The following is a 24,840-nucleotide window of genomic DNA, read 5'->3' on the forward strand; positions in this document are numbered from 1 at the left end:
GGGTCAGCCGATCGACACGTCGCGGCCGGCCGACCGGATAGAGACGGAGAAACCGGCCATCAGATCGACCGCCGCCATCACCATCAAGAGGAAGAACACCGAGGTCGCCGCGCCGGAGACCACCAGGAATTCCACCAGGAAGGCGACGAACACGAAGGTCGACAGAAGGTGGTCGATCACCGAGGCGTTCGACGTGCGGGTCGATTTGAGGATCTCGAAGAACATGAAGACAAGGCCGGCGAGGATAAGCGCCTCGCCGAGATCCATCCGCCAAACGCCACCGGACAGCATGGTCACCGACAGGATCTGGCTCGACCACGGATCGCCGCCCGAAAAGCCGGCGAGACCGGCGATTACGAGATTGTAGAGAATGAAGGGCACGATCATCAAAGGAATGTGCGACACCGGAAACCCCTTTCCTGGCTTTGTCCCGTCGCGCCGTTCCTAGAGCGTTTCCGGTCCAAAGGGAATTGCCCGCGCGAATTCCTTCGATGTCAGGTGTCGATGCGCAATCCCGACTGCTCAAGCGCCGGTTCGAACGTATCGGCGTCCGGGTCGTAGACCCACAAGACCCCTTCGGAAATATCGAACCACGCACCGTGCAATGTCAGCCGTCCGTCGGCTTCGCGCTCGCGGATATAGGGGAAGCTCCGCAAGTTCTCGATCGATTTGCGCACAGACATGCACTCCACGGCCGTCTGCCGGGGATCGTGATCGGAATGGACATGCGCCTCTTCGGCATGATCGGCATGCATGTGACGGATCGGATCATGTCCTTCCCCGCCGGCGACGCTTTCGATGGCATTGTCGAGCAGGCTGATCCAGTGGCCGATCGCATCGCCCTGATCGAGCATCTCGCGGCGCTCGTCCAGAGCCGCCGCAACGCCACCGCAGCGCCCGTGGCCCATCACCACGATATGGCGGACACCGAGACTGACAACGGAAAACTCGATCGAGGCCACCGACGAGCGATAGCGCCCCTCCGCGTTATAGGGGGGAACGAGATTGGCGACATTGCGCAGGACGAAGATTTCGCCCGGCCCGGAATCGAAGATGATTTCCGGAGCGGCGCGCGAATCGCAACAGGCGATCACCAGCGCCTCCGGCTTCTGCCCGCTGGCGGCCAGTTCGCGATAATTGTCCGACCGTTTCCGGTAGGTGGAGTGCAGGAAGCCCTGGTAGCCGTCGAGCAGCTTTTGCGGAAATTTCGTCATGAAATCGAATTAGCGCCGGATCGCAGGGCTTTCAAGTTGTTGCGGCGCACCAATCTTCATGCGCGGCGCGGCCGTGTCGCTAGCCGGCGCAGTTGCACCATGGCCATCGGACGCGCGAAGCTGTCCCGGTCGGTTTCCAGCATCAGTTCGTCCGCCCCGCGCTTGCATGCCCGCGCGACGAGTTCGTAGACGGACGCGGTCGCCAGTTGCAGCGCCTTTTCCGGATCGCCTCCCTCGAGCAACCGCGCGAGGAACAGCGCGGCGGTCAGGTCGCCGGGCCCGTTCGGCGGGTTGTCGATGTTGCGGTGCTCGGCGAGCACGGCCTTGCCGTCGCTCACCAGAAGGTTGCCGGTCCCGCCGGCCAGCATCGAATGAGCGCTGGTCACGAGAACATGGCGCGCCGCCAGTTCGGCGGCGGCGTAGATGATCTGCGAATTGTCGCCCGCCTGCGTGCCGGTCAGCCAGGCGAATTCGTAACGGTTGGGCGTGACGATATCGGCGGTCGAAAACAGCCGGTCGCGGATTTCCGATGCGACCGCTTCGGGCACATAGAGCCCGCCCCGATCTCCGATGACGGGATCGCAGACATGCAGGAGATCCGGATTGGCGCGGCGCGCGGCGGCGATGAAATCAGCGACCGGCAGGGCCTGTTCGGCCGCACCGAGATAGCCGGTGACCACCGCGCCGACTTCGCCGAGATGCGGCGCGGCGGCGAGCGCCGCCATGAAATCGGCAAAGGTCGCGTTGTCGGGCACGATGCGCGGCGCGGGCCCGTGGCCGGGATGCCACGGTAGCGTCACCGTCGGCACTGACCAGACAGGGAAACCGAGCGATTCAAGCGCGAAGACGATGGCGCGATTGCCGACGGAACCGCGCGCAACATGGCTCGAAATGGCGACCACCGCGGGCCGCGAAGACCGTTGCGCCACACTCATCTCGAGAGATAGCCGACCAGCCAGATGGCGAGAACGACAAAGGCGATCAGGCCGAGCGCCCGGCCCGTCCGGCGGCCCCAGACCTCGACGGGATCGTTCGGATCGGCATCGTCGGCGGCCATGTGGGCACGCGCTCGATTGACCGTTCGCGCCAGGGTGGATTGCCCGAGCAGTTCCGAATCGACGGCGACGCGCTCAAGCGTTCTTTGCGCTTCTTCTTCTCTTTTTATGTCGTCGGGATGCTTGTTGGCCATGGCGAACCGCCGATCCTTTGAAACCGAGCGGACACTATCGCGGGCCGCAATGCCCGGCAACCGGCGTGTTGCCGGAAGTCGGCGAGGACGAAAAAAGAAATGTGCTGCAAGCCGTAATCGCTTTGTTATGGTAGCGGCCCAAAAGAGCGGTACAGAGCCTTGAACCGGACGGGAGGGGACAATGGCGAAGAACGCGAGCAAAGCGGTCGAGAAATATATCGGAGCCGTCATCGAGCATCTTGGCTCTCCCGATGACCGCATGAAGAAACTCGTCCACGCGCTGGTCTCGGAAGCGCATGAGGACGACCTTTCCCTTGTCGATCCCTCCTGTATGGCCAAGGCACTGGTTCACACAGCCGATGCGGTGGCGAATCACGCGCGCGGCGGATCGGTCGTCCGCGTCACGCCGGCCTGCGCGCCCAATTGCTGCGTCGTCTCCATCGTCAACGAGAACATGCCGTTCCTGTTCGATTCGGTGATGGGCGAAATCAACGACATGTCGCACCATGTCCGCCTCGTCGTGCATCCGATCTTCGATGTGAAGCACCACGGGCCGGAATTCGAGCTCATCGAACAGTCGCCCGCCGGCACGGCCGAGGAAGGCACGATCCGCACCAGTGTCATTCACGTCATGCTGGAAGACCTGACGGACGAAACGGCAAAGGCACTGCAGGAAAACCTGACATCCATCATCGGGCAGGTGAAGGCCGCCGTGCGCGACTGGCGCGCGATGCTGAAGCGCATGGACTCCGTGATGGAGGATCTGCAGACCCGGGTGCTTCCGGTCTCCCAGGCCGACGCCAACGAGGCGCTGGCCTTCCTCGAATGGCTGCGCGACGACAATTTCACCTTCCTCGGCATTCGCGAATACGATTATGTCGGCGGCGAAAAGAGCGGCCAGCTGGAACGCGCCGACATGGATGGCCTCGGCATCCTGTCCGATCCGACGGTTCGCGTTATGCGCCGCGGCGACGAACCGGTCACGACGACGCCGCAAATCCGGGAGTTTCTGAACTCCAGGGACATTCTCATCGTCGCGAAAGCCAACCTGAAATCCAAGGTGCACCGCCGCTCCTACATGGATTATGTCGGCATCAAGAAATACGACGAGGAAGGCAGGCTGTCGGGCGAGTTGCGCGTCGTCGGCCTGTTCACCTCGACCGCCTATACGCGGTCGGTGACGCGAATCCCCTATCTGCGTTCCAAGATCGACGGCGTCATGAAACGCTCGCATTTCGATCCCGACGGCCATTCCGGCAAGGCGCTGATGAATGTGCTGGAATCCTATCCGCGCGACGAGCTTTTCCAGATCGACATCCCCACGCTGACCGACAATGTGCTCGCCATCGTCGCGCTGGCCGACCGACCGCGCGTGCGCGTCCTGTCGAGGATCGACCCGTTCGACCGCTTCGTCTCGGTGATCGTCTTCGTACCGCGCGACCGCTACAATTCCGAGGTCCGCGAGGAAATCGCCGATTATCTCGCCGACGCCTACAAGGGGCATGTCTCGGCCTACTATCCAGCCTTCCCCGAAGGATCGCTGGCGCGGGTTCATTTCATCATCGGCCGGCGCGAGGGCAAGACGCCGACACCGGTGCAGGCCAAGCTCGAAAGCGACATCGAGGCGATCACCCGCACCTGGGAGGATCATTTCCTCGAGGAACTGATGGCCGAGGGCATCAGCCCCGCGACGCGCGAATTGCGCGACGCGAATTTCCCCGAAACCTACCGGGACACGGTCCTGCCCGCCCAGGCTGTCCAGGACCTGCAGCGCATCGCCCGCCTGTCCGCGGCCAATCCGATCGATGTCGATTTCTTCCGCCCTACCGGCCAGTCGCACAAGGAAGTCGGCGTCCGCATCTATCACTACGGTTCGCCGGTGGCGCTGTCGGAGCGCGTGCCGCTTCTGGAGAACATGGGTTTCCGCGTCATCAGCGAACTGACCTACGCCATCGACGTCGCCGGCAAGCTCGGCAACGTCGTCTGGCTGCATGAAATGCAGATCGAAAGCCAGTCCGGCAAATCGGTGCCTCTCGACGACGACGGCGTGATCTTCGAGGATGCATTCCTGTCGGTGTGGAAGAACGAGAGCGACAACGATCCCTATAACGGGCTCGTCCTCGCGACCGGGCTGACCTGCCGGCAGGTGACGGTGTTGCGCGCCTATGGACGCTATCTGCGTCAGGCCGGAACGCCTTACGGGCAGGCCTATATGGCCGATGCGCTGATCCGCCATCCATTGCTCGCGCGGCAATTGCACGACCTGTTCCAGGCGATGTTCGACCCGGCCCGCGCCGCGGATCCCGGCGAGGATACCGAGGTTACGGCCAAGCACATCAAGGCCGCGATCGCCGATCAGCTCGCAGACGTGCCGTCGATCGACGACGACCGCATCCTGCGCTCCATCCTGACGGTGATCGAGGCGACGCTGCGCACCAATTATTTCAGCCCCGGCGCGAACGGCGAAACCCGGACCTCGCTCGCCTTCAAGCTGGATTCGCGCGCCATTGCCGAGCTGCCGGATCCCAAACCCTACCGCGAGATTTTCGTCTTCGGCCCCGAGGTCGAAGGCGTCCATCTGCGTTTCGGGCCCGTTGCGCGCGGCGGCCTGCGCTGGTCGGACCGCGCCCAGGACTACCGCACCGAGGTGCTCGGCCTCGTCAAGGCGCAGCAGGTCAAGAACGCGGTGATCGTGCCGGTCGGCGCCAAGGGCGGCTTCTATCCGAAGCGCCTGCCCGCCGGCGGCAGCCGCGACGAGATCTTCGAGGCAGGTCGCGCCGCCTATATCACCTTCATCTCGACGCTGCTTTCCGTCACCGACAATCTCGAGGGCGACACCGTCGTGCCGCCGAAACTGATGGTGCGTCGCGACGGCGACGATCCCTATTTCGTCGTCGCCGCCGACAAGGGCACGGCGACATTCTCGGACACCGCCAATGCGATCTCGCAGGAAATGGGTTTCTGGCTGGACGACGCCTTCGCCTCGGGCGGTTCAGCCGGCTACGACCACAAGAAGATGGGCATCACGGCGCGTGGCGCCTGGGAAGCGGTCAAACGGCATTTCCGCGAGATGGACAAGGACATCCAGTCCGAGCCCTTCACCGTCGTCGGTGTCGGAGACATGTCGGGCGACGTGTTCGGCAACGGCATGCTCCTGTCGGAGCAGATCCGCCTGATCGCCGCCTTCGACCACCGTGACATCTTCATCGATCCCGATCCCGACCCCGCATCGAGTTTCGCGGAGCGGCAGCGCATGTTCGCGCTCGGCCGGTCAAGCTGGCAGGACTACGACACATCGAAACTCTCGAAGGGCGGCGGCATCTTCCCGCGCTCCCAGAAGTCGATCACGCTGTCGAAACAGGCCGCCGACGCGATCGGGCTGGACAAGACCAAGGCCTCGCCGAACGAGATCATGACCGCGATCCTCAAGGCGGATGCCGAACTCCTGTGGTTCGGCGGCATCGGTACCTATGTCCGCGCCTCGGGCGAAAGCAATCTCGACGCCGGCGACAAGGCCAATGACCCGATCCGCGTGACCGCGCGGGACGTCGGCGCCAAGGTCGTCGGCGAAGGCGCCAATCTTGGCATGACGCAGCGCGCGCGCATCGAATACGGCCTGCATGGCGGCCGCTGCAACTCCGATGCAATCGACAACTCCGCCGGCGTCAACTCCTCCGACGTCGAGGTGAACATCAAGATCGCGCTCAAGCCCGCGATGGACGATGGCGACCTGCCGCGTCCGAAGCGCAACAAGCTGCTGGCGGAAATGACCGAGACGGTCGCCGCGCTGGTGCTGGAGAACAACTATCACCAGACGCTCGCCATTTCTCTCGCCGAAAAGCGCGGCCTTTCGATCCTGTCGCTGCAACAGCGCCTGATGGAATATCTGGAGGAACGCGGCGCGCTCGACCGCTCCGTAGAGTTCCTGCCCGAAAACGACGTGATCGCCGAACGCCAGAAATCGGGGCGCGGCCTGACCCGCGCCGAGATCGGCGTCCTGCTCTCCTATGCCAAGATCGTGCTCTTCGACGATCTCGTCAAAAGCCATCTGCCGGACGATCCCTATCTGCATGGCGATCTGATGGCCTATTTCCCGCCGCGCATGGTGAAGAACTTCGCCGGGCGGATCGAGAATCACAGGCTGCGGCGCGAGATCATCGCCACGCAACTCGCCAATGAGGCGATCAATCGCGGCGGCACGTCGCTGATCAGCCGTTTCGAGGATGCCACGGGCATGCTGCCGAGCGGCATCGTGCGCGCCCATGTCGCCGTGCGTGACGGCTACGGCTTTCCGCCGCTCTATGCCGCCGTTGACGCGCTCGACAACAAGATATCCGGCGAACGCCAGATTGCTATCTACGAGGAACTCGGAAACGCGCTGCGCCAGGCGACCGGGCATTTCATCAAGACGGGTGAAAGCCATGCGCCGATCGAGGGGTCCGTCACCGCATTGCGCGACGCGACCAAGGTGCTGGAGCCGAAACTGCCTTCGGTGATGCCCGCCTATCTGGTCGACTGGGTCGGCGAACGCCAGCAGGCCATGAAGGATGCCGGGCTTTCCGACGCTGTGGCGCGGAAGATCGCGCTGATGCCGATCCTCGCCATGACGCCGGATATTCTCAGCGTCTCGCGGGTCTCCGGACGTTCCGTCCTCGATTCAGCCGATGCGATGTTCGCCGTGACCGAGATGTTCCGGATCGGTCGTCTCGAACGGCTCGCCTACGACCTGTCGACCGACGACTATTTCGACGGGCTGGCGCAGAACCGGGCGCTCGACAATATCTACTCCGCGCGTATCTCGATCACCAATGCGGCGCTCGCGGCCGCCGGCAAGAAGAAATCGGCGCGCGACGCGGTGGCCGAATGGCACGACACCAACGAGTTGCGCATCGCGCGCGTGCAGGACCGCATCGGCGACATGACGACATCGGGCGGACTGACCGTTTCGCGCCTGACGGTCGCCGCCGGCCTTCTCGCGGATCTCGTTTCATGACGACAGGAGTTCGACGGCGATGACCGTGCCGGTTTCCGATGACAAGCCGGCGGCAGCCTCGCCGTCCGTCTCCCGCAAGGGCATCCTCGGCTGGATGTTCTTCGACTGGGCGGCGCAACCCTTCCACACCCTGGTCATCACCTTCGTCTTCGCGCCCTACTTCGCCGCGCAGGTCGCGCCCGACGCGACCCAGGGCCAGGCGATGTGGGGCTTCGCGGCAGGGCTGGGCGGGCTCTTCATCGCGGTCCTCTCGCCGATCCTCGGCGCGATCTCGGACGCGACCGGCCCCCGCAAGCCCTGGATCTTCGGCTTCTCGGTGCTCGCCGTGCTAGGCGTCTTCGCGCTTTGGTTCGTGCCGCCTGACGCGAGCCAATCGACGATTGTCCTCGGCCTCGCCGCCTTCGTGGTCGCCCTGATCGGTTTTGAATTCGCCGCCGTCTTCAACAACGCGATGATGCCCGGCCTCGTCGACCGCGATAAACTCGGCGGATTGTCGGGCAATGCCTGGGCGCTCGGCTATGCGGGCGGCCTGATCTGCCTGATCGCCATGCTGCTTCTGATGGTCGCCGATCCGGTGACCGGCAAGACGCTGATCGGGCTGACCCCGATTTTCGGTCTGGACGCGACTCAACTCGAAGGCGACCGCGCCTCCGGCCCGCTGACCGCCATCTGGTACGTCATCTTCGTCATTCCGCTGTTCCTGTTCACCCCTGACGCGCCAAGGCGAGAACGCATCGCGGGCGCCGTGCGCGACGGGCTCGCGGACCTCTGGCGAACAGTCCGCAACATCTCGAAGGAAAAGAGCCTGTTCTCGTTTCTGGTGTCGAGCATGATCTACCGCGACGCCCTGAACGGCCTCTACACCTTCGGCGGCATCTACGCCGTCGGCGTGATCGGCTGGACGACACTGCAACTTGGCGTCTTCGGCATCCTGGCGAGCGTGACGGGCATCGGCGGCAGCATCCTGTCCGGCTGGGCGGACACCCGCATCGGCACCAAGACGGTGGTCATCGTGAATATCCTCGTGCTGATCGCGGCCAGCGCGCTGGTCATCTCGATCACGGACACGCAAATCCTGTTCATGCCCGTCGCGGACGGGTCGAGCGCACCCGATATCGCCTTCTACCTGGCCGGCGCGCTGATCGGCGCGGCAGGCGGCGGGCTGCAGGCATCGTCACGGCCTCTTCTCGTCGACCAGACGACGCCGGACCGCATCGGCGAAGCCTTTGGCCTCTACGCGCTGTCCGGCCGCGCCACGGCCTTTCTCGCACCCTGGTCGATCGGCGTCGTCACCGTCGCCTTCGACAGCCAGCGGATCGGCATAACGCCGATCCTCGTCCTGTTCGTTCTTGGAATGCTGCTGCTGATCCCGGTCCGCTCGCGGACCTGACCGGCGCCAGCGCATTGCGATGCAGGTGTTTCAATCCAGACCTGAATTGCACTAGTGCCGGAAGTGGCGGACGCCGGTGAAGACCATGGCGATGCCGTGTTCGTCGGCAGCGGCAACCACCTCGTCGTCGCGCACCGAACCGCCGGGCTGGATAACCGCCTTCGCGCCTGCCTCGACGGCGGAGAGAAGCCCGTCCGCGAAGGGGAAGAAGGCGTCCGACGCCACCACGCAGCCTTTCGTCAGCGGCTCGGCAAGACCGAGCGCCTCGGCCGCGTCCTCCGCCTTGCGCGCGGCGATGCGTGCGGAATCGACCCGGCTCATCTGGCCGGCGCCGACGCCGACGGTCGCGCCATCACGGACATACACGATGGCATTCGACTTGACGTGCTTGGCGACGCGGAAGGCGAATTTCATGTCGGCGAGTTCCGCTTCGCTCGGCTGGCGCTTGGTCACGCATTTCAGATCGAGATCATCGACGACGGCGTTGTCCCGCTCCTGCTTGAGGAAGCCGCCCGCAACCGATTTCACCAAGACGCCGCCGGCGCGCGGATCGGCAAGCGTGCCCGCCGTCAGGAGGCGCAGGTTCTTCTTCGCCGCGACGATCGCGGCCGCCTCCTCGGTGACGGACGGCGCGATGATCACCTCGGTAAAGATCTTCACGATCTCCTCGGCGGCTTCCGCATCGAGCGTGCCGTTCAGGGCGACGATGCCGCCGAAGGCCGAGGTCTGATCGCAGGAAAACGCCTTGCGATAGGCGTCGGCCAGCGTGTCGCCGGTCGCGACGCCGCACGGATTGGCGTGCTTGATGATGGCGACGGCCGGTTTCGCCGGGTCGAACTCGCTGACGAGTTCATAGGCCGCGTCGGTGTCGTTGATGTTGTTGTAGGAGAGCGCCTTGCCCTGCAGAAGGGTGGCGGTGGCGACGCCCGGGCGCTTTTCGCCGGTGAGATAGAGCCCCGCCGCCTGATGCGGATTTTCGCCATAGCGCATGGCGAGCGAAAGCGTGCCGCCGGTCGCATGGTTGCGGCTGACGGGCGGAAGCGAAAGCTGCTCCGCCATGTAGGAGGAGATCATCGCGTCATAGCTGGCGGTGCGCTGGAACGCCTTGGCGGCCAGCCGCTTGCGCTCGTCGAGCGTCGTTGCGCCGTCATTGACTTCCAACATGGCGGTCACTTCGCCGTAATCCGCCGGATCGGTGACGATGGCGACATAGGCGTGGTTCTTCGCGGATGCGCGCACCATCGCCGGACCGCCGATATCGATATTCTCGATGGTGGTCGGATAATCCGAATCCGCCGCGACCACCGCCTCGAAGGGGTAAAGATTGATGACCACGAGGTCGAACGGCATGATCCCGTTCGCCTCCATCGCGGCGAGGTGCTCGGGATCGTCGCGCACGGCGAGCAATCCGCCATGCACGGACGGGTGAAGCGTCTTCACGCGCCCGTCCATGATTTCCGGAAACCCGGTCACCTCGGCAACATCGACGACCGGGAGCCCTGCATCCGCGATGGCCTTGCGCGTGCCGCCCGTCGAAACCAGTTCGACGCCGCGCCCGGCGAGGTCGCGCGCGAGATCGATCAATCCATCCTTGTTGGATACGGACAGAAGCGCACGGCGTACCGTCACGCGGTCGGGAGCGGGAATCTTCTTGGAAACGACGGCCATAAGTCGAACTTTCGGTAACAGGGAAGCAATTGCCGCCGCTGCTAGCATGACGGGTGCGCCTTGCCTATCGCAGGGGCCCGTTTTGCAGTGAAAGATGGACCGTCAGACCTTGCGGATGATCCACTCGACCGTGTCGGTCTGCGGCCAGAAATCGGCGATCACGATCTGACGCGATCGGACCGGGCCGGCGATGCCGGCGAAATACACCGAATCCTCCAGCGTCACGTCGCCCCTGTTGGCCGAAAAGAGCCAGCTCTCGCCCTGGTCGGTCGACAGGTGGATCGTTCGAGCATCCTCGCGCGAGGCATGAACGACCGGATGCAGATGAAACCGGATATCGAACTGGTACTGATGATCGACGCCCTGCCGGCCCGGATGGATCAGTCTGTCGTGGCCGTCGACGCGCGTTCCGTCGTCATGCAGCGAAATGGCGCGTTCGTGCCACAGGCCGAACTGGCGCAGATATCCGTCATGCTGGGCCGCGAATCCCGGCTTCGCCGGGTCTTCCCGACGCTCGATGCGAACGGTGGACGGGCCGGACACGATCCGTGGCGGGCGATCACCCGGAGACCGCGCGATGCCCGCGAAGCGTGCCGAGGACGTGTCGTCCAGAACGAGTGTCGAATGCGCCGCCGTCATGCGCGCCATTTCGCGATAACGTTCGCGACGCAGGCCATCGATGCCGCTATTGACGATCAGGCGTTGCCGCCCGCTCGACATTTCGAAGGCGAGGCAACTCGCATGACCGCCGAAGGCGTATGCGCCGGACGGCGCAACACCGGTGTCGGCAAGGATGATCGTGCCGCCCCGCGCGAGCCGCTGGTAGCCCGAATGCGGCATGTGGCCGAGCGGCTGCGCACCGTTCTGGTCGTGCCTGAGAACAGCAGCCGTCAGGTTGAGATTGGTGCCGCCCGCTCCGTGAAACAGTGCGATATGGCCATCCGCATGGCGGAAGAACCGAAGCGCCGGAAATATCCGGTCGATCGCGCGGACCAGTTCCTGCGGCACCGGCTTCGACGCGGAGACGTAGCATTGCGCCAGCGGCAGCAGGTCGGCGAGCAAGCCGGGCAGCACATCGGGGCACCGGCTGGCGTGTCCGCCGTCCGGCAGGATCTGCAGGCGCAACTGGTTCTCGAGGTTTTTCGACGCCGCCTTTTCGAACCGCGCCGACGGCGGCAGGACCTGCGAGGCGTAGGCGAGCGCGATGCGCACATTCAGGGCGTCGAGGTCGTCATTCGTCGATGAAGCGAGCCCACGCAGATAACGGACCTGCCGCGCCAGCGATCCCATGAACCGCCGGTAGAAAACCGCATCGCTGTCGATCAGAAGCAGCCGCGAATACTGCATCCATGCAATGACGCGCGCCGCGGTCACCTTCATCTTCCAGGCATTGCCCGAGAGATTGCGCCCGTGGCTGAGGATCCAGTCATTGACCAGCGCGCGCGCATTGTTGGATGCAAGGTCGCTCTGCGCGCCCTTCATGTGGCGGAGCCATCGGAACTGGTGGAGCGAGTCCTCCCATCCGATGGATGGAGGCGTCACCGAAAAGGGCGACGCGCCGCCGGTATCGACGACCCGACCGGCAAAGGAATAGCGGCCCTCATAGATATCGCGGGCGACGAGCGGGTCGGTGGGGCGCAGGTCTGGAGGGACCATGACCAGCCGTTCCGGCACCGGTCCTATGAACCGCCAGGCAAATACCGGGCCCTTCTGGATGCGGTGACGCAATCCGGACCAAAAGATACGAACGCCCGACAGCCAATAGCCGGGATCGTTCATCAATGTGGGTCGGCCCAAAAGTTCTCCATCCCGCCAGTCATGACGAATCGAAGTTTATCGATTCGCCACACTGTACAATCAAGGGGCTTCTTCGAACACTAGGCAAGACGCCGGAAGCGGACAGCGAAAAACCCGTCCACGCCGCTGATCGCCGGATCGCCAAGATCGAGATGCGCGGGCGTCAGCCGCAGGAACCCGTCGGACGTGATCGCATCCTCCAGCCCCGGCGCTTCCTCGCGCCGGATCGGGACGATTTCGAAATCCGTCCGCTTGCCGGCAAAGCCGCGCGCCACGGCCTCGCCCTCGTCCGGGTCGAGCGAACAGTTGGAGAAGACGATCATGCCGCCGGGCGCGACGAATTCCGCCGTCTTGTCGAGCATCCGCGCCTGCAGATCGGCGAGTTTCGCGATATCAGCAAGCGACTTGGTGAACGGCACGTCCGGATGGCGGCGGACCGTTCCGGTCGAGGAACACGGCGCATCGAGAAGCACGGCGTCGAACAACTCGTCGGGCGCAAAGGCGAACATATCGGTCGCGACCGTATGGCAACTGCCGGAAAGCCCCAGCCTATCGAGATTGGCCGACAGCCGCTTGAGCCGGTTCGCCGACATGTCGAGCGCGGTCACGCTTGCGCCGGCATCCGCCAACTGCGCGGTCTTGCCGCCCGGCGCGGCGCAGCAATCGAGCGCCGTCTTGCCGGAAAGGTCCCCGAAGAGGCGCGCCGGCATGGCGGCCGCCGCGTCCTGCACCCACCAGGCTCCGTCGTCGAACCCGTCGAGCGAAACGAGATCGCGGCTCAGGCCTCCAAGCCGCAGCGACCCGGTCGGCAGGACGATAGCGCCGAGCCGCTCGGCCCACGCCTCCACCTTGTCGCGCTCCGCAGCTTTCAGAGTCAGGTCGATCGGCGCTTCCAGCCGATGACAGGCATCGATGGCGGCCGCCCTCTCCGGGCCATAGATCGCGGCCAGACGGTCGGCGAACCATTGGGGCGCGCGCACGGGCGCGGTCGCGTAACGCGTGAGCAATGTCTCCTTCTCGCGCGCGGCGCGCCGCAGCAACGCATTGACCAGACCGGAGAAGCGCCGCGAACGGGGATCCGCCTGCGCCGAGGCGACCGCGAGGTCGACGGCGCTGTGATCCGGCACGTCGAGAAACAGGATCTGCGCGAAACCGGCAAGCAGGATGGCGTGCAGGGCCGTCGCGCCGGCTGGCAGCGGCTTTTCCGTAAAGCGCGTGATCGTGTCGTCGAGATCGCCGCAATGGCGCAGCGCGGTCAGCAATATGGCGCGGACCAGCGCCCGGTCGCGCGGTTCCAGCGCGAGGTAATGCGGATGACCGTGCGCCTCGTCGGTGAGACCGTCCATCGACGCCTTCGCGTCGAGAATGGCGCCGAGAATGCGGTGCGCGGCCTGGCGTGCCGCAAGTCCCGGTTTGTCGGTTTGCGTGGACGGCGCGGACTTTGCGCGCGGCCTGGTTTTCCGCCTGCCGGCCGGCGCGCTCAACCCCATGGTCCCTGGTCGCCGCCACGGCCCCATTTGCGGCCTGTTTTGGGTATGCCGGAAGAGCCGGACCGCGCGGGGCGCGACGAAGGCCGCTCGGGCTGCGGCTCAACCGGCTGAGGCGCGGGTTGCGCCCTGTCGACCCGACCATCCATGTCGGAGGCCATCGCCATCAGGGCGCGGATGCGGTTTTCCGTGTCCGGATGCGTCGAGAACAGGCTATCGGCGCGCTGGCCGTTCAGCGGATTGATGATGAACATATGCGCGGTCGCCGGGTTGCGTTCCGCTGCGACATTGACCGTTCGCCCGGCCGCCGAGGCGATCTTGGCGAGGGCGCTCGCCAGCCATTCCGGATTGCCGCAGATTTCCGCGCCGCGCCGGTCGGCGGAATATTCGCGCGTCCGGCTAATTGCCATCTGCACGATCATCGCCGCAAACGGCGCGACGATCATCGCGGCCAGAATGCCGATGAAGCCGAACGGGTTGTTGTTGTCGCGCGATCCGCCGAAGAAGAAGGCGAAATTGCCGAGCATCGAAATGGCACCGGCGAGCGTGGCCGTGATCGTCATGGTCAGCGTGTCGCGGTTCTGGATATGCGCCAGCTCATGCGCCATCACGCCGGCGACCTCCTCCTGGCTCAGGCGTTCGAGCAGCCCGGTGGTTGCCGCGACGGCGGCGTTTTGCGGATTGCGGCCCGTCGCAAAGGCGTTCGGCTGGTCGTTCTTGATCAGGTAGACCGCGGGCATGGGCAAGCCGGCGCGGTCGGCCAGGCTTTCGACGATTCCGTAATATTCCGGCGCGTTCTTCCGGTCGACGGCGACGGCATTGTGCATGCGCAGCACCATCTTGTCGGAATTCCAGTAGGAAAAGGCGTTCATCGCAAGCGCTATGACGAGGGCGATCATCATGCCGCCCGTGCCGCCGATCATATAGCCGATGGCCATGAACAGGGCGGTCATGAAGGCGATCAGCATCGCTGTTTTCATCATGTTCATCGCGCGGTCTCCATGTCCGGTGCCCGTTGGACTCGGGCCTTGTCAGGCTTATAATAGTGTGTGCGCCGAGGCGCATTTTCAACGGCAAAGCGGCATGGCCGGACGGATAGGATGAGCGACGACATGGACAAGGACGGAGCGGACGAAACGGCCGTCGGCGAAACCGGCTCCGAATCCGCGCCGGCGAAGACACCGGACATGCTGCCACCGGCGGCACGTCGCGCACTCGCCGAGGCCGAGGCGCGCCGCGCCGAAATGGCCGCCGCCGAGGAAAAGCGCCGCCGCGAAATCGGCGGGCGTGGCGGCAAGGATCCGGCCCGATACGGGGACTGGGAGGTCAAGGGCATAGCCGTCGACTTCTGAGCGCCGTTTGCGGACTCTGTCCCGGAACGGGAGACCGGGCGCCGATTCCGGTGCCCACAGGGATCCGATAAAGCAAGCGATTCCAACGAATTCCGGCCAATGATTTCGCGGTTCTAAACGCTGTCACGCGAATTCGGGCTTATGCGTTAACCCCGCGTTTAGCGCGTTTGATAATCGATTCCCTCAAGCCCGCCGAAATTAGCCATCCGAAAACGAAGTGCACCCTATTTTGCGCGCCAAGAGGCATGGAGTCCGCCCGGCGGACACCGAAACCAAGCCTAGCAGGAGATTGGCCGTGCGCACCGTATTGAACTGTCTCAAGGATTTCGCCCGCGACAAGCGCGGGAACTTCGCCACCATGTTCGTCGTGATGGGAACAACCCTTCTCATGGGGTCCGCGCTGGCGATCGACGTGGCGCGAATGTTCCAGGTTCACAACAAGCTTGTCTTCGCCGTCGATGCGGCCGTTCTGGCGACGACGCAGGGGCTGACGCTTGGCGACATCGAATTGAAAGACGCCGAAACCGCTGTGCGGAAATACATCGACGCCAATCTCGACGAGCGCAACATCACCGCAAAAACGGTCGATATCGATTCCATCAAGGTGGACAAGGTCAACCGCTCGCTCGAGGTCAAGGCGCACACGCTCATGCCGATGACCTTCACGGGTATCGTCGGCTATGACAATCACCGCATCGACGCGACATCCAAGGCCCAGTTCTCGAACACGGAGGTCGAGGTCGTCATGGCGCTTGACGTCACCGGCTCGATGGACAGCAAGATCGGCGGCCGTTACTCGCCGACGAAGCTGTCCGCGCTCAAGGATGCAGCCAAGCTCGGCGTCAAGACGCTGTTCGAGGATATGGACAGCGGCGACCGAATCCGCGTCGGACTCGTCCCCTATTCGGAGGCGGTCAACGCGGAACCGGTGATCGACAAGATTTCGACCACAGGCGTCACCAAAACCTATTGCAGCGGCTGGTGGTGGAACCAGAACTGCTGGACCGAGACGACATATCCGGACTGCGTGCGCGAACGCACCGGGCCGCAACGCTTCACGGATGCCTTCGCAAGCCCGTCCGCGAAGATCGGTTCGTCCGAATATAGCTGCCCGAACGCCAAGATCCTTCCGTTGACCGCCAGCCAGAGCACGCTCAACAACCGGATCGACAGCTTCAGAGCCGACGGGTGCACAGCGGGCCATATCGCCATCGCCTGGGCCTATTACATGATGTCCTCGAAATGGAACTCGGCATGGCCAACGGATTCAAAGGCGGCCGATTTCGACGAGCCGGGCACCAGCAAATACGCCATCATCATGACTGATGGCGAGTTCAACACCTTCGAGTCGAACGGTCACTCCTGCTCGAGCTATGGCACCAACTTGTCAGAGGACTACGCGCTCGGCCTGTGCAGCGCGATGAAGAACAGCGGCATCAAGGTCTATTCGATCGCCTTCGCAGCCGGTTCCTCCGCCGAATCGCTGATGAAGAATTGTGCTTCGTCCTCCAACGGGTCGAAGAACTATTACAACGCGACGAACGAAGACAGCCTGGAAGCCGCGTTCCTCGAGATCGCGCGCGACATCAAGGGCCTGCGGCTGGTCAACTGACCGGCAGGCGTGCAATGCAACGAAATGAAAAGGCCGCCCGAGAGGGCGGCCTTCGCAATTCCGGGTGCCGGTCGGTCGTCAGACCGCGGCGCTTCCGCGCCAATCCGGCTGCACGGGACATCGCTGTCCGTCAGAGGCTGCTCCGACGGAGTGAGACCCGCATAGACCGCACCGGAACCATAGAACCACTCGACATCGGATCACCTCCTTTCGATTGTTGAAGACAAGCCTAATGTGAAGGCACATCTCCGATTTCGCAAGGGGTTGGCCGAAATCCGTCAGGCAGACGGTCCGGGCGGTGCGTCAGCCACCCAACGGGATCGTGCAATTCGCTTTCAGCGGCACCCAGTTCGAGAACCGGTAGTCGCCCGCGCCGCGCGCCGCGATCCGGTATTTCGCGTCGATCTTGTGGTGAATGGAAAGCGTCCGCGAGATCTCGGCGACATATTTCCCGTTGATTTTCTTGGCCATCACCGTCTGGATCGGACCGGCGCCCTGGCCGTGGCGGATCATCATGTAGCGAACCGGGCCGGCCTTGGTCGTGTAGATCCACGCCTTCAATTTGGCGTTTGCCGGGCAGGCATTCGTCGCCGGCGACTTGATCGCGAGCATCGCCGACTTGACGTCGAACGGTCCCGATCCGCCCTGCTGGAAATTGCCTCCGGCCATTGCGCCGGTCGATATCGCGGCGAACACCGCGGCAAGGATGAATTTTTTCATTGTCGTCTCCATGAAACGAACCTCGAGGCCTGCGCCTACGGATTCACGTTGTCTGTTGGAGACGAAAATGACACAGGCGGCCGAGGCCGCCTGTGCTTGAGGTCACAAGGCCGGTGCCGACGCGAGCGCGGATCAGCGCTTGTTCTGGCGATTCTCGATCAGGTCGTCGACCACCGAGGGATCGGCGAGCGTCGAGGTGTCGCCGAGTGCGCCGAAATCGTCCTCGGCGATCTTGCGCAGAATGCGGCGCATGATCTTGCCGGAACGGGTCTTCGGAAGTCCCGGCGCGAACTGGATCTTGTCCGGCGAGGCGATCGGACCGATCTCGGTGCGCACATGCTTGACCAGTTCCTTGCGCACTTCGTCGGAGCCTTCGGTCCCTTCCATCAGCGTCACGTAGCAATAGATGCCCTGACCCTTCATGTCGTGCGGATAGCCCACCACCGCGGCCTCCGAAACGGCGTCGTGGCTCACCAGGGCGGATTCCACCTCGGCGGTGCCCATGCGGTGCCCGGACACGTTGATCACGTCATCGACGCGGCCGGTGATCCAGTAGTAGCCGTCGGCATCGCGCCGGCAGCCGTCGCCGGTGAAATACTTGCCCTTGTAGGCCGAGAAATAGGTCTGCACGAAGCGATCATGGTCGCCATAGACCGTGCGCATCTGACCCGGCCATGAATCGATGATGCACAGATTGCCGTCGGCGGTTCCCTCCAGCACATCGCCATCGGCATCGACCAGCTGCGGCTGAACGCCGAAGAAGGGCCGCGTTGCCGAGCCCGGCTTCAGGTTGGTCGCGCCCGGCAGCGGCGTGATCATGATGCCGCCGGTCTCGGTCTGCCACCAGGTATCGACGATCGGGCAGCGCTTCTCGCCGACGACATTGTAATACCATTCCCAGGCTTCCGGATTGATCGGCTCGCCGACCGAACCCAGCGTGCGCAGCGTCTTGCGCGACGACTTCTTCACATGCTCGTCGCCCGCTCCCATCAGCGCGCGGATCGCGGTCGGTGCGGTGTAGAAGATGTTGACCTTGTGCTTGTCGATGACGTCCCAGAAGCGAGACGGCGTCGGATAGGTCGGGACGCCTTCGAACATCAGCGTCGTGGCGCCGTTCGCCAGCGGTCCGTAGACGATATAGGAGTGGCCGGTGACCCAACCGACATCCGCGCCGCACCAGTAGACGTCGCCCTCGTGGTAGTCGAAGACATATTCATGCGTCATCGACGCATAGACGAGGTAGCCCCCGGTCGTGTGCAGCACGCCTTTCGGCTTGCCGGTCGAGCCCGAAGTGTAAAGGATGAACAGCGGATCCTCGGCCTTCATCTTGGCGGGCGGGCAATCCGGTTTCGCGCTGGCGATCGCCTCGTGGTACCAGATGTCGCGATCCTCGAACCACTCGATCTTGCCGGCGGTGCGCTGGACGACGAGTACATTGTCGACCTTCACTTCCTCGCGCTCCGCGATCTCGATGGCAAGGTCGGTATTGTGCTTGAGCGGGATCTTCTTGCCGCCGCGCAATCCCTCATCGGCCGTGATGACGAAGTTGGATTTGCAATCGACGATGCGCCCGGCGAGCGCGTCCGGCGAGAAACCGCCGAAGACGATCGAATGGATCGCGCCGATGCGCGCGCAGGCGAGCATCGCGAAGGCCGCCTCGGGGATCATCGGCATGTAGATGGTGACGCGGTCGCCCTTCTTGACGCCGTTCGACTTCATCACATTGGCGAGCCGGCAGACCTTGTCATAGAGCTCGTTATAGGTGATGTGCTTGTCATCGTAGGGATTGTCGCCTTCCCAGATGATCGCCGTCTGGTTGCCGCGCTTTTTCAGGTGACGGTCGATACAGTTGTAGGAAACATTGGTGACGCCGTCCTCGAACCACTTGATCGAGACCTTGCCCTTGAAAGAGGTGTTCTTGACCTTCGTGTAGGGCTTGAACCAGTCGATGCGCTTGCCGTGCTTTGCCCAGAACTTGTCCGGCGAACTGATGCTCTGCTTGTACCATTTCAGGTATTTGTCATCGTCGATCAGCGCGCGCTTCTTGGCGTCCGGCAAAACTCGATAGACAGGACTGGACATTCATTACCTCCCCGGGATTCCTAGGATTTCGACGTTTTGGGCAGGCACGGAATACGCCTCCTCCATGCCCAAGTACCCGTATTGTGTGCGGTTTATAGCGAAGTGAGTCCATAGGTAAATTAGACCAAGGGCGCTCATCCATGGGCGAAACATGTGGCAAAACGCACCGCAAGTTTACCTTGCAGTGCGCCACGTCAATCCGGGCGGCCGACCGCGAATCCGGCTCAGGCAACAACGGTGCGCTGCGCCGGCCCGGTCCCTGCCGCGGACGGACGGTCGAGTTTCATGTCGGCGATGGCCTCGGCCAGTGCGGTTTCGAGCGGGCGGTGCGGCTCGGGGCCGATCAGCGCTTCCAGCCTGCTATTCGCCAACGAATGCGGGACGCGCCAGAGATAGGACATCTTCACAATCTCCCGCAGGACGGGATTGAAAAGGCCGATGGCGCGCAGCAGGATCCAGGGCGTGTTCGCGCGCTTCAGCCGACGGCCTGCCGCCTTCTCGGCCGCCGCATGCATCTCTTCGCCGGTCACGGCATGGCCACGGAAATGCAGGACCGTGAACGGATCCGTTTCCCCGCGCCTTTCGGCGACCCGCACGAAGGTCTCCGCGAGATCCGGCAGATAGGCGAAGGCATGGACAAGGTTCCAGGGGCCGGGCCATGTCATCCTGTCCTTCTTCAGGTCCTTCAGGATCATCAGGTCGAGCCAGCTTTCCGGCCGTGTGCCGCCGAAGAAATCGCCAGCACGGATGATGATCGTCCTGACGCCTTTTTGCCGCGCTGCGCGCTCGTAGAGCGCTTCCATCGCGATGCGCAGCCGGGCCTTTTCGGTGTCGCCGGAAAACGGCGCGTCTTCATCCGTATCCGGCCGGATCGTGTAGCCAAAATTGTAGACATTGCCGGGGATCATGATCGTCGCGCCCGCCGCTTCGGCCGCCGCCAGGACGTTTTCGGCCAGCGGGATGATCGTGTCGGTCCAGTCGTCATAGGCCGGATTGAGCGTGTGCACGATGACATCGGCGCCCGCACAGGCGGCGATCAGCGCATCCCGGTCGAATGCATCCGCCGACACCGGCTCGACGCCGGCCGCCAAAGTCTTCACCTTCGCGCCCCGCGCGACGCCGCGCACACGCCAGCCGGCATCGAGAAACGCCCTTGCCACCGCGTCGCCATTGCGTCCGGCGGCTCCGAGAATTGCAACTGTCTGCATGATCCGTCTCCTTGGATTCGATTGATGCAGACGATCTAGGAAATTCATGAACGAATGAATATGAATGAGAATTGATCTATGCTATTCATTATTGAATGGATGATCGTCGCTTCGACTGGAACCTGATCAAGAGTTTCCTCGCCGTGCTCGACGCCGGGACGCTTTCCGGTGCGGCTTCCGCGACCGGAACCTCGCAACCGACGCTCGGACGCCATGTCGACGAACTGGAGACGTTGACCGGCCTGGTGCTGTTCGAACGCGGCCGGTCCGGCATGACGCCGACCCGAAACGCCCTCGCGCTGGCAGCGGAAGCCCGCGCCATGCAGGCTGGTGCCGACAGTTTCGCGATGGCAGCCGCCGGCAGGGAGACCGCCGTCGAGGGCACGATCCGCATTACCGCGTCCGAAGTCGTCTCGACCTTCCTTCTGCCCGACATGCTTGTCGCGCTCGCCGAGGAGGAACCCGCGCTCGAGATAGAACTCGTCGCCAGCGACTCGGTGCAGAACCTTATCGCCCGTGATGCCGATATCGCGGTGCGGATGGTTCGCCCGGTCCAGAACGACCTGATCGTCCGCAAGGTCAACGAGGCCGCCATGGGCGCATTCGCGCATCGCGACTATCTCGCGAGACACGGCACGCCGAGCGGGCCTGACGACGTCTTTTCCCACCGCATCATCGGCCAGGACAGGGGCGACCTGGTCCTGCGCGGAATGGCTGCTCTCGGCATGACATGCGAGCGCTCGGCATTCACCTTCCGGACCGACCATCCGATCGCGTCATGGCAGTTGCTGCGGTCGGGTGCCGGGATCGGCTTCGCGCAGGTGGCCATCGCGGCCCGGGCGCCCGAGCTCGTGCGCATCCTGCCGCAATTGCGGATCGACCCGCTGCCCTACTGGCTCTGTTCGCATCGCGAGTTACGCCATAGCGCCAAGGTGCGCCGCGTCTATGATTTCCTGGCCGAACGGTTCTCGGCCCTGCCGCTCGGCGAACTCAGATCCTGAGCGAGCGCAATGAGAGCGAAAGGGCGGCGGTCGCGATCAGCACCACGGAGAAAGCGGCGAAGATCACCGCGAGGCCGAAATGCTCCGCGACGAAGCCGAGAACCGCAGGCGCCGTCAGCGCGCCCGAATACCCGAAGGCGGTGACGATCCCGATCCCGATGGCCGGTTCAATGCCCGGAAACCGGCCACCGGCCGAAAAGACGATCGGCACCATGTTGGCAAGGCCAAGGCCGCAGATCAGGAAGCCGACAATCACCATCGGCAGACCCTCCGACAGGCCGGCGAAGGCAAAGCCGATGCTGGCGATCAGCGCCGAGACGAGGAACGTCCGTCCATCGCCGAACCGGTCTCGGATGCCGTCCCCCAGGAAGCGCATCAGCGCCATTGTCCCGGAAAACGCCGCGAAGGCATAACCCGCGATCGCCACGGGTGCGCCGTGATCCTTGGCAAGGTAGAGAGCGCTCCAGTCGAGAATGGACCCCTCCGGCACGAAGGAAAGGAACGCGCAGATGCCGAGCAGATAGATACCGAAACCGCGTGGAAGCAGGGCGAGAATACGCCCGAACGAGAATGCCTTCTTCTCCGTGTTCTCCTCGACGGCCAGCAGCTTGGCGTCCTTGAAATAGAAGAACTGCGCGCCGATCACGAGGATTCCGGTCAAGACCAGCACGCCGATCGAATGGCCCATGTCGCCGAAGCGCGACAGCATCCAGCCGCCCAGCGGCGCACCCGTCAAACCGCCGAGGCTCCAGAAACCGTGGCACGACGACATGATCGCCCGGCCGCGCGCCTTTTCCACGCTGACGGCATTGGCGTTCATCGCGCCGTCCATCGCGCCCATGAAAACGCCGAGCCAGAGCATTGAAAAAGCCGTGATGGCAACGTTCGGCGACAGGGAAATCAGCAGCAGGCCCGGCACCAAAAGGAACGATGTCCATCGCACGATCCGGTCGGACCCGTAACGTGTCGTCAGGACCGCGCCCGTGAGCAGGGCGATCAGCGCACCGACCCCGAACATGATGACCAGCGCGCCAAGGACGGATTCGCTGATTGCCAGCCGTTCCGCCAGGACGGGAATCTTCGGTGCCCAGTGGCCGACGACGAAACCATTGGCGTAAAAGGCGGCCGAAACCGCCCAGCGCGACGAGGACCTGTATTGTGGCGCGCGCAGCGCACCGTCTCCGGTTGTGCTTGCCACGCTCATTGTCCGCATCTCCTTATCTTCGCGCCGGCGGCACGACAGGCTTCGACTGCCGCCTCGGGCGCATCCGCCTCGACCAGAACGGCGGCGCAATCGGCAAGTTCAAGCACGTGAAACGGAGCCGCCGTCATCAGCTTGGCCGTCGTCACCGGCACGATGGTCATCGCGCTGGCGCCGGCGATGGCGCGCTTGAAGCTCGCATCCTCGGCGTGAACCGCGGAGATACCGGCCCGTGGATCGACGCCGCAGGCGCCGAGAAAGCAGATGTCCGGACGAAAATTGCGCGCCGCATTCATGGCTTCCGCGCCGATCGCCGCCCCGACCGTCCTGTCCACCAGGCCGCCGATGGAGACGACGTCGCAATCGCCGCGCAGCGTAAGCGCGCTGGCGATTTGCGGCGCGTTGGTGATGCAGGTCAGGCCGAAATCGCGCGGCAGTGCATCGGCGATGGCGAGATTGGTCGACGCCGCGTCGAGGAACACGCTGGACCCTTCCGCGATCCAGTCGATGGCGGCGCGAGCAAGCGCCGACTTGGCTTCGGACTGCTGTCGCGAGCGTTCGTCGAGCGTGCCGGTGGAAACGGCGGGACGCAGCGCGCCGCCATAGACGCGTTGGCAAAGGCCGCGTGCGGAAAGATCGCGCAAGTCCCGACGGATCGTGTCTTCCGAAACGTCGAGCTCGCGCGCCAGATCGACGGCGACGACCTTCCCATCCGCCTGAAGACGGCTTGCGATGAGGTCCAGCCTTTCGCCGGGAAGCATGCTCATGACGGTTTCCTAAATCGTGCAGAAACGCGCATAAACGTGCAAGAACACGGAGTCAACAGCAATTCGCATCACGATGCGCCGACCGGCGTGGGAACCGTTTCAACTCACCTGACGTTATGGGTTGGCAACCCGTTGAAAGGAACCGCCATGACCGTCGGCACTATTCTTCTGATTATCCTGATCCTGCTCCTGATCGGCGCCATCCCCGCGCGCGGACGCTTCGGCAACGCCCCGCTCGGCATTGTCGGCACGATCCTGGTGATCGTCGTGATCCTGATGCTGCTGGGGATGATCTAGAAGTCAGCGTTGGACTTCAAATGGATTGAAGACGCCGATTTCGAGTAAATCGAAATCACGTACATTGCGTGTGGCGAGGTTAGCGCCATACGCTTTGCATATGGCGGCTATCATGGCGTCCATAACGGAAATCGGGCGCCCAGCCGCTTCCCGCGCAGCGCGAATTTCGCCAAATCGAAACGCCACGTGCTGATCGAAATCCAACACGCGATTGATGAATTGCCCGGTGAGCAATCCTTCCAGAGCTTCGAGAAACCGGGTTGAACCATCGCGCAGCCGGATGCGCTGCCCGCCATAGGCCAGTTCCGCGACGACGGGTGCGCAAAGATAGAGCTCCCCCGGATCCACGCGCCGCAGCCAGTCAGCAACATTTGCGTCGGGAACGGATTTCGCAATCTCCGAAATAACGTTGGTGTCGAGGACGATCATCCGGGATCGGGAACAGTTCGGCCCATGTCCTCGCGCCCGGCCTCGACACCTTCCATCAGCTTACCATGGTCCGCATCGGAGAGATGAGCACCGGCGAATGCCCTGCGCATCGCGTCATACGCGGTTTCGCCAGCCGGAGCCTGCTTCTCCAGATCGGCTAAAAGCCCCTTGCGAAGCAGTTCCTTTACCTCATCGGAAAGGCTGCGGCCTGTCTCTCTCGCGCGGCGCGAGATATCGGCCTTCAGATGATCAGGGATATTGCGGATGAGAAGATCGCTCACTGTCAACCTCGGTTTGATACCGATGATATCATCGAGTTTCGATTTTGTAAAACTTCTCTGTTAACGCAGTATATAGCATTTCACTGAGTATTGCCGATCGAGCGCATCATTTCACGAAGACACACGCAGTTAACGTTCCAGTCTCGAAGTTT

Annotated in this window: 21 protein-coding genes; 6 read left to right on the forward strand and 15 right to left on the reverse strand. The window is 63.5% G+C overall.

Features of this window, described 5'->3' with window-relative positions:
* Positions 1-3: 3 nt before the first annotated feature.
* The 4 genes from LC343_RS11750 to LC343_RS11765 form a co-directional block, all read right to left on the reverse strand.
* Complete coding sequence (locus LC343_RS11750) at positions 4-387, reverse strand: hypothetical protein (RefSeq protein ID WP_223477704.1); 384 nt, start codon at positions 385-387, stop codon at positions 4-6.
* 107 nt (positions 388-494) lie between these two features.
* Positions 495-1,214, reverse strand: coding sequence for a carbonic anhydrase (locus LC343_RS11755; protein WP_223477328.1), 720 nt, complete (start codon positions 1,212-1,214; stop codon positions 495-497).
* A gap of 56 nt (positions 1,215-1,270) precedes the next feature.
* Complete coding sequence (gene pdxY / locus LC343_RS11760; protein ID WP_223477329.1) at positions 1,271-2,149, reverse strand: pyridoxal kinase PdxY; 879 nt, start codon at positions 2,147-2,149, stop codon at positions 1,271-1,273.
* Entirely contained in the window at positions 2,146-2,403 is a 258-nt protein-coding gene (locus LC343_RS11765; protein WP_223477330.1) for a hypothetical protein, read from the reverse strand. The genes pdxY and LC343_RS11765 overlap by 4 nt, the downstream gene beginning before the upstream one ends.
* 181 nt (positions 2,404-2,584) lie before the next feature.
* On the opposite strand from LC343_RS11765, the gene LC343_RS11770 reads away from it, so the two are divergent.
* Together LC343_RS11770 and LC343_RS11775 are read left to right on the forward strand one after the other, a co-directional pair.
* Entirely contained in the window at positions 2,585-7,396 is a 4,812-nt protein-coding gene (locus LC343_RS11770; protein WP_223477331.1) for an NAD-glutamate dehydrogenase, read from the forward strand.
* A gap of 19 nt (positions 7,397-7,415) precedes the next feature.
* Complete coding sequence (locus LC343_RS11775) at positions 7,416-8,786, forward strand: MFS transporter (protein ID WP_223477332.1); 1,371 nt, start codon at positions 7,416-7,418, stop codon at positions 8,784-8,786.
* Between the two features lie 51 nt (positions 8,787-8,837).
* Here LC343_RS11775 and purH read toward each other — a convergent pair whose 3' ends face one another.
* The 4 genes from purH to htpX form a co-directional block, all read right to left on the reverse strand.
* The gene (purH, locus tag LC343_RS11780) at positions 8,838-10,454 is read right to left on the reverse strand and encodes a bifunctional phosphoribosylaminoimidazolecarboxamide formyltransferase/IMP cyclohydrolase (RefSeq protein WP_223477333.1); all 1,617 of its coding nucleotides are present in this window, start codon (positions 10,452-10,454) and stop codon (positions 8,838-8,840) included.
* Positions 10,455-10,556: 102 nt separating this feature from the next.
* On the reverse strand, positions 10,557-12,251 hold the full coding sequence (locus LC343_RS11785; RefSeq protein ID WP_223477334.1) for a heparinase II/III family protein: 1,695 nt from the start codon (positions 12,249-12,251) through the stop codon (positions 10,557-10,559).
* 80 nt (positions 12,252-12,331) lie between these two features.
* Positions 12,332-13,741, reverse strand: coding sequence for an RsmB/NOP family class I SAM-dependent RNA methyltransferase (locus tag LC343_RS11790; protein WP_223477335.1), 1,410 nt, complete (start codon positions 13,739-13,741; stop codon positions 12,332-12,334).
* Positions 13,732-14,727 carry a zinc metalloprotease HtpX gene (gene htpX, locus LC343_RS11795; protein WP_223477336.1) on the reverse strand — a complete coding sequence of 332 codons (996 nt, stop codon included), beginning with the start codon at positions 14,725-14,727 and terminating at the stop codon, positions 13,732-13,734. The genes LC343_RS11790 and htpX overlap by 10 nt, the downstream gene beginning before the upstream one ends.
* Before the next feature lie 111 nt (positions 14,728-14,838).
* On the opposite strand from htpX, the gene LC343_RS11800 reads away from it, so the two are divergent.
* Positions 14,839-15,090, forward strand: coding sequence for a DUF1674 domain-containing protein (locus tag LC343_RS11800; protein WP_223477337.1), 252 nt, complete (start codon positions 14,839-14,841; stop codon positions 15,088-15,090).
* A gap of 295 nt (positions 15,091-15,385) precedes the next feature.
* The gene (locus LC343_RS11805; RefSeq protein ID WP_223477338.1) at positions 15,386-16,702 is read left to right on the forward strand and encodes a vWA domain-containing protein; all 1,317 of its coding nucleotides are present in this window, start codon (positions 15,386-15,388) and stop codon (positions 16,700-16,702) included.
* A gap of 303 nt (positions 16,703-17,005) precedes the next feature.
* Here LC343_RS11805 and LC343_RS11810 read toward each other — a convergent pair whose 3' ends face one another.
* From LC343_RS11810 to LC343_RS11820, 3 genes are all read right to left on the reverse strand, one after another.
* Complete coding sequence (locus LC343_RS11810; RefSeq protein WP_223477339.1) at positions 17,006-17,422, reverse strand: hypothetical protein; 417 nt, start codon at positions 17,420-17,422, stop codon at positions 17,006-17,008.
* A gap of 132 nt (positions 17,423-17,554) precedes the next feature.
* Positions 17,555-19,504 carry an acetate--CoA ligase gene (gene acs / locus LC343_RS11815; protein ID WP_223477340.1) on the reverse strand — a complete coding sequence of 650 codons (1,950 nt, stop codon included), beginning with the start codon at positions 19,502-19,504 and terminating at the stop codon, positions 17,555-17,557.
* 224 nt (positions 19,505-19,728) lie between these two features.
* On the reverse strand, positions 19,729-20,712 hold the full coding sequence (locus tag LC343_RS11820) for an NAD-dependent epimerase/dehydratase family protein (RefSeq protein ID WP_223477341.1): 984 nt from the start codon (positions 20,710-20,712) through the stop codon (positions 19,729-19,731).
* A 95-nt stretch (positions 20,713-20,807) separates the two neighbouring features.
* Here LC343_RS11820 and LC343_RS11825 point away from each other — a divergent pair, with 95 nt between their 5' ends.
* A complete protein-coding gene (locus tag LC343_RS11825; protein WP_223477342.1) occupies positions 20,808-21,713 on the forward strand; it encodes a LysR family transcriptional regulator in 906 nt (301 codons plus the stop codon).
* Here LC343_RS11825 and LC343_RS11830 read toward each other — a convergent pair.
* Both LC343_RS11830 and LC343_RS11835 read right to left on the reverse strand, forming a co-directional pair.
* Positions 21,703-22,917: an MFS transporter gene (locus LC343_RS11830; RefSeq protein ID WP_223477343.1), complete on the reverse strand. Its 1,215-nt coding sequence runs from the start codon at positions 22,915-22,917 to the stop codon at positions 21,703-21,705. The genes LC343_RS11825 and LC343_RS11830 overlap by 11 nt on opposite strands.
* A complete protein-coding gene (locus tag LC343_RS11835) occupies positions 22,914-23,681 on the reverse strand; it encodes a DeoR/GlpR family DNA-binding transcription regulator (protein WP_223477344.1) in 768 nt (255 codons plus the stop codon). Before LC343_RS11835 ends, LC343_RS11830 begins: the two co-directional genes overlap by 4 nt.
* A gap of 147 nt (positions 23,682-23,828) precedes the next feature.
* On the opposite strand from LC343_RS11835, the gene LC343_RS11840 reads away from it, so the two are divergent.
* Positions 23,829-23,978, forward strand: coding sequence for a DUF3309 family protein (locus LC343_RS11840; RefSeq protein WP_223477345.1), 150 nt, complete (start codon positions 23,829-23,831; stop codon positions 23,976-23,978).
* Between the two features lie 3 nt (positions 23,979-23,981).
* On the opposite strand, the gene LC343_RS11845 is transcribed toward LC343_RS11840, so the two are convergent.
* Positions 23,982-24,407: a type II toxin-antitoxin system VapC family toxin gene (locus tag LC343_RS11845; RefSeq protein ID WP_223477346.1), complete on the reverse strand. Its 426-nt coding sequence runs from the start codon at positions 24,405-24,407 to the stop codon at positions 23,982-23,984.
* Positions 24,404-24,688 carry a FitA-like ribbon-helix-helix domain-containing protein gene (locus LC343_RS11850; protein WP_223477347.1) on the reverse strand — a complete coding sequence of 95 codons (285 nt, stop codon included), beginning with the start codon at positions 24,686-24,688 and terminating at the stop codon, positions 24,404-24,406. Before LC343_RS11850 ends, LC343_RS11845 begins: the two co-directional genes overlap by 4 nt.
* Positions 24,689-24,840: the final 152 nt, after the last annotated feature.

The sequence above is a fragment of the Oricola indica genome (genome assembly GCF_019966595.1).
In the GTDB taxonomy this organism is placed as follows: Bacteria; Pseudomonadota; Alphaproteobacteria; order Rhizobiales; family Rhizobiaceae; genus Oricola; species Oricola indica.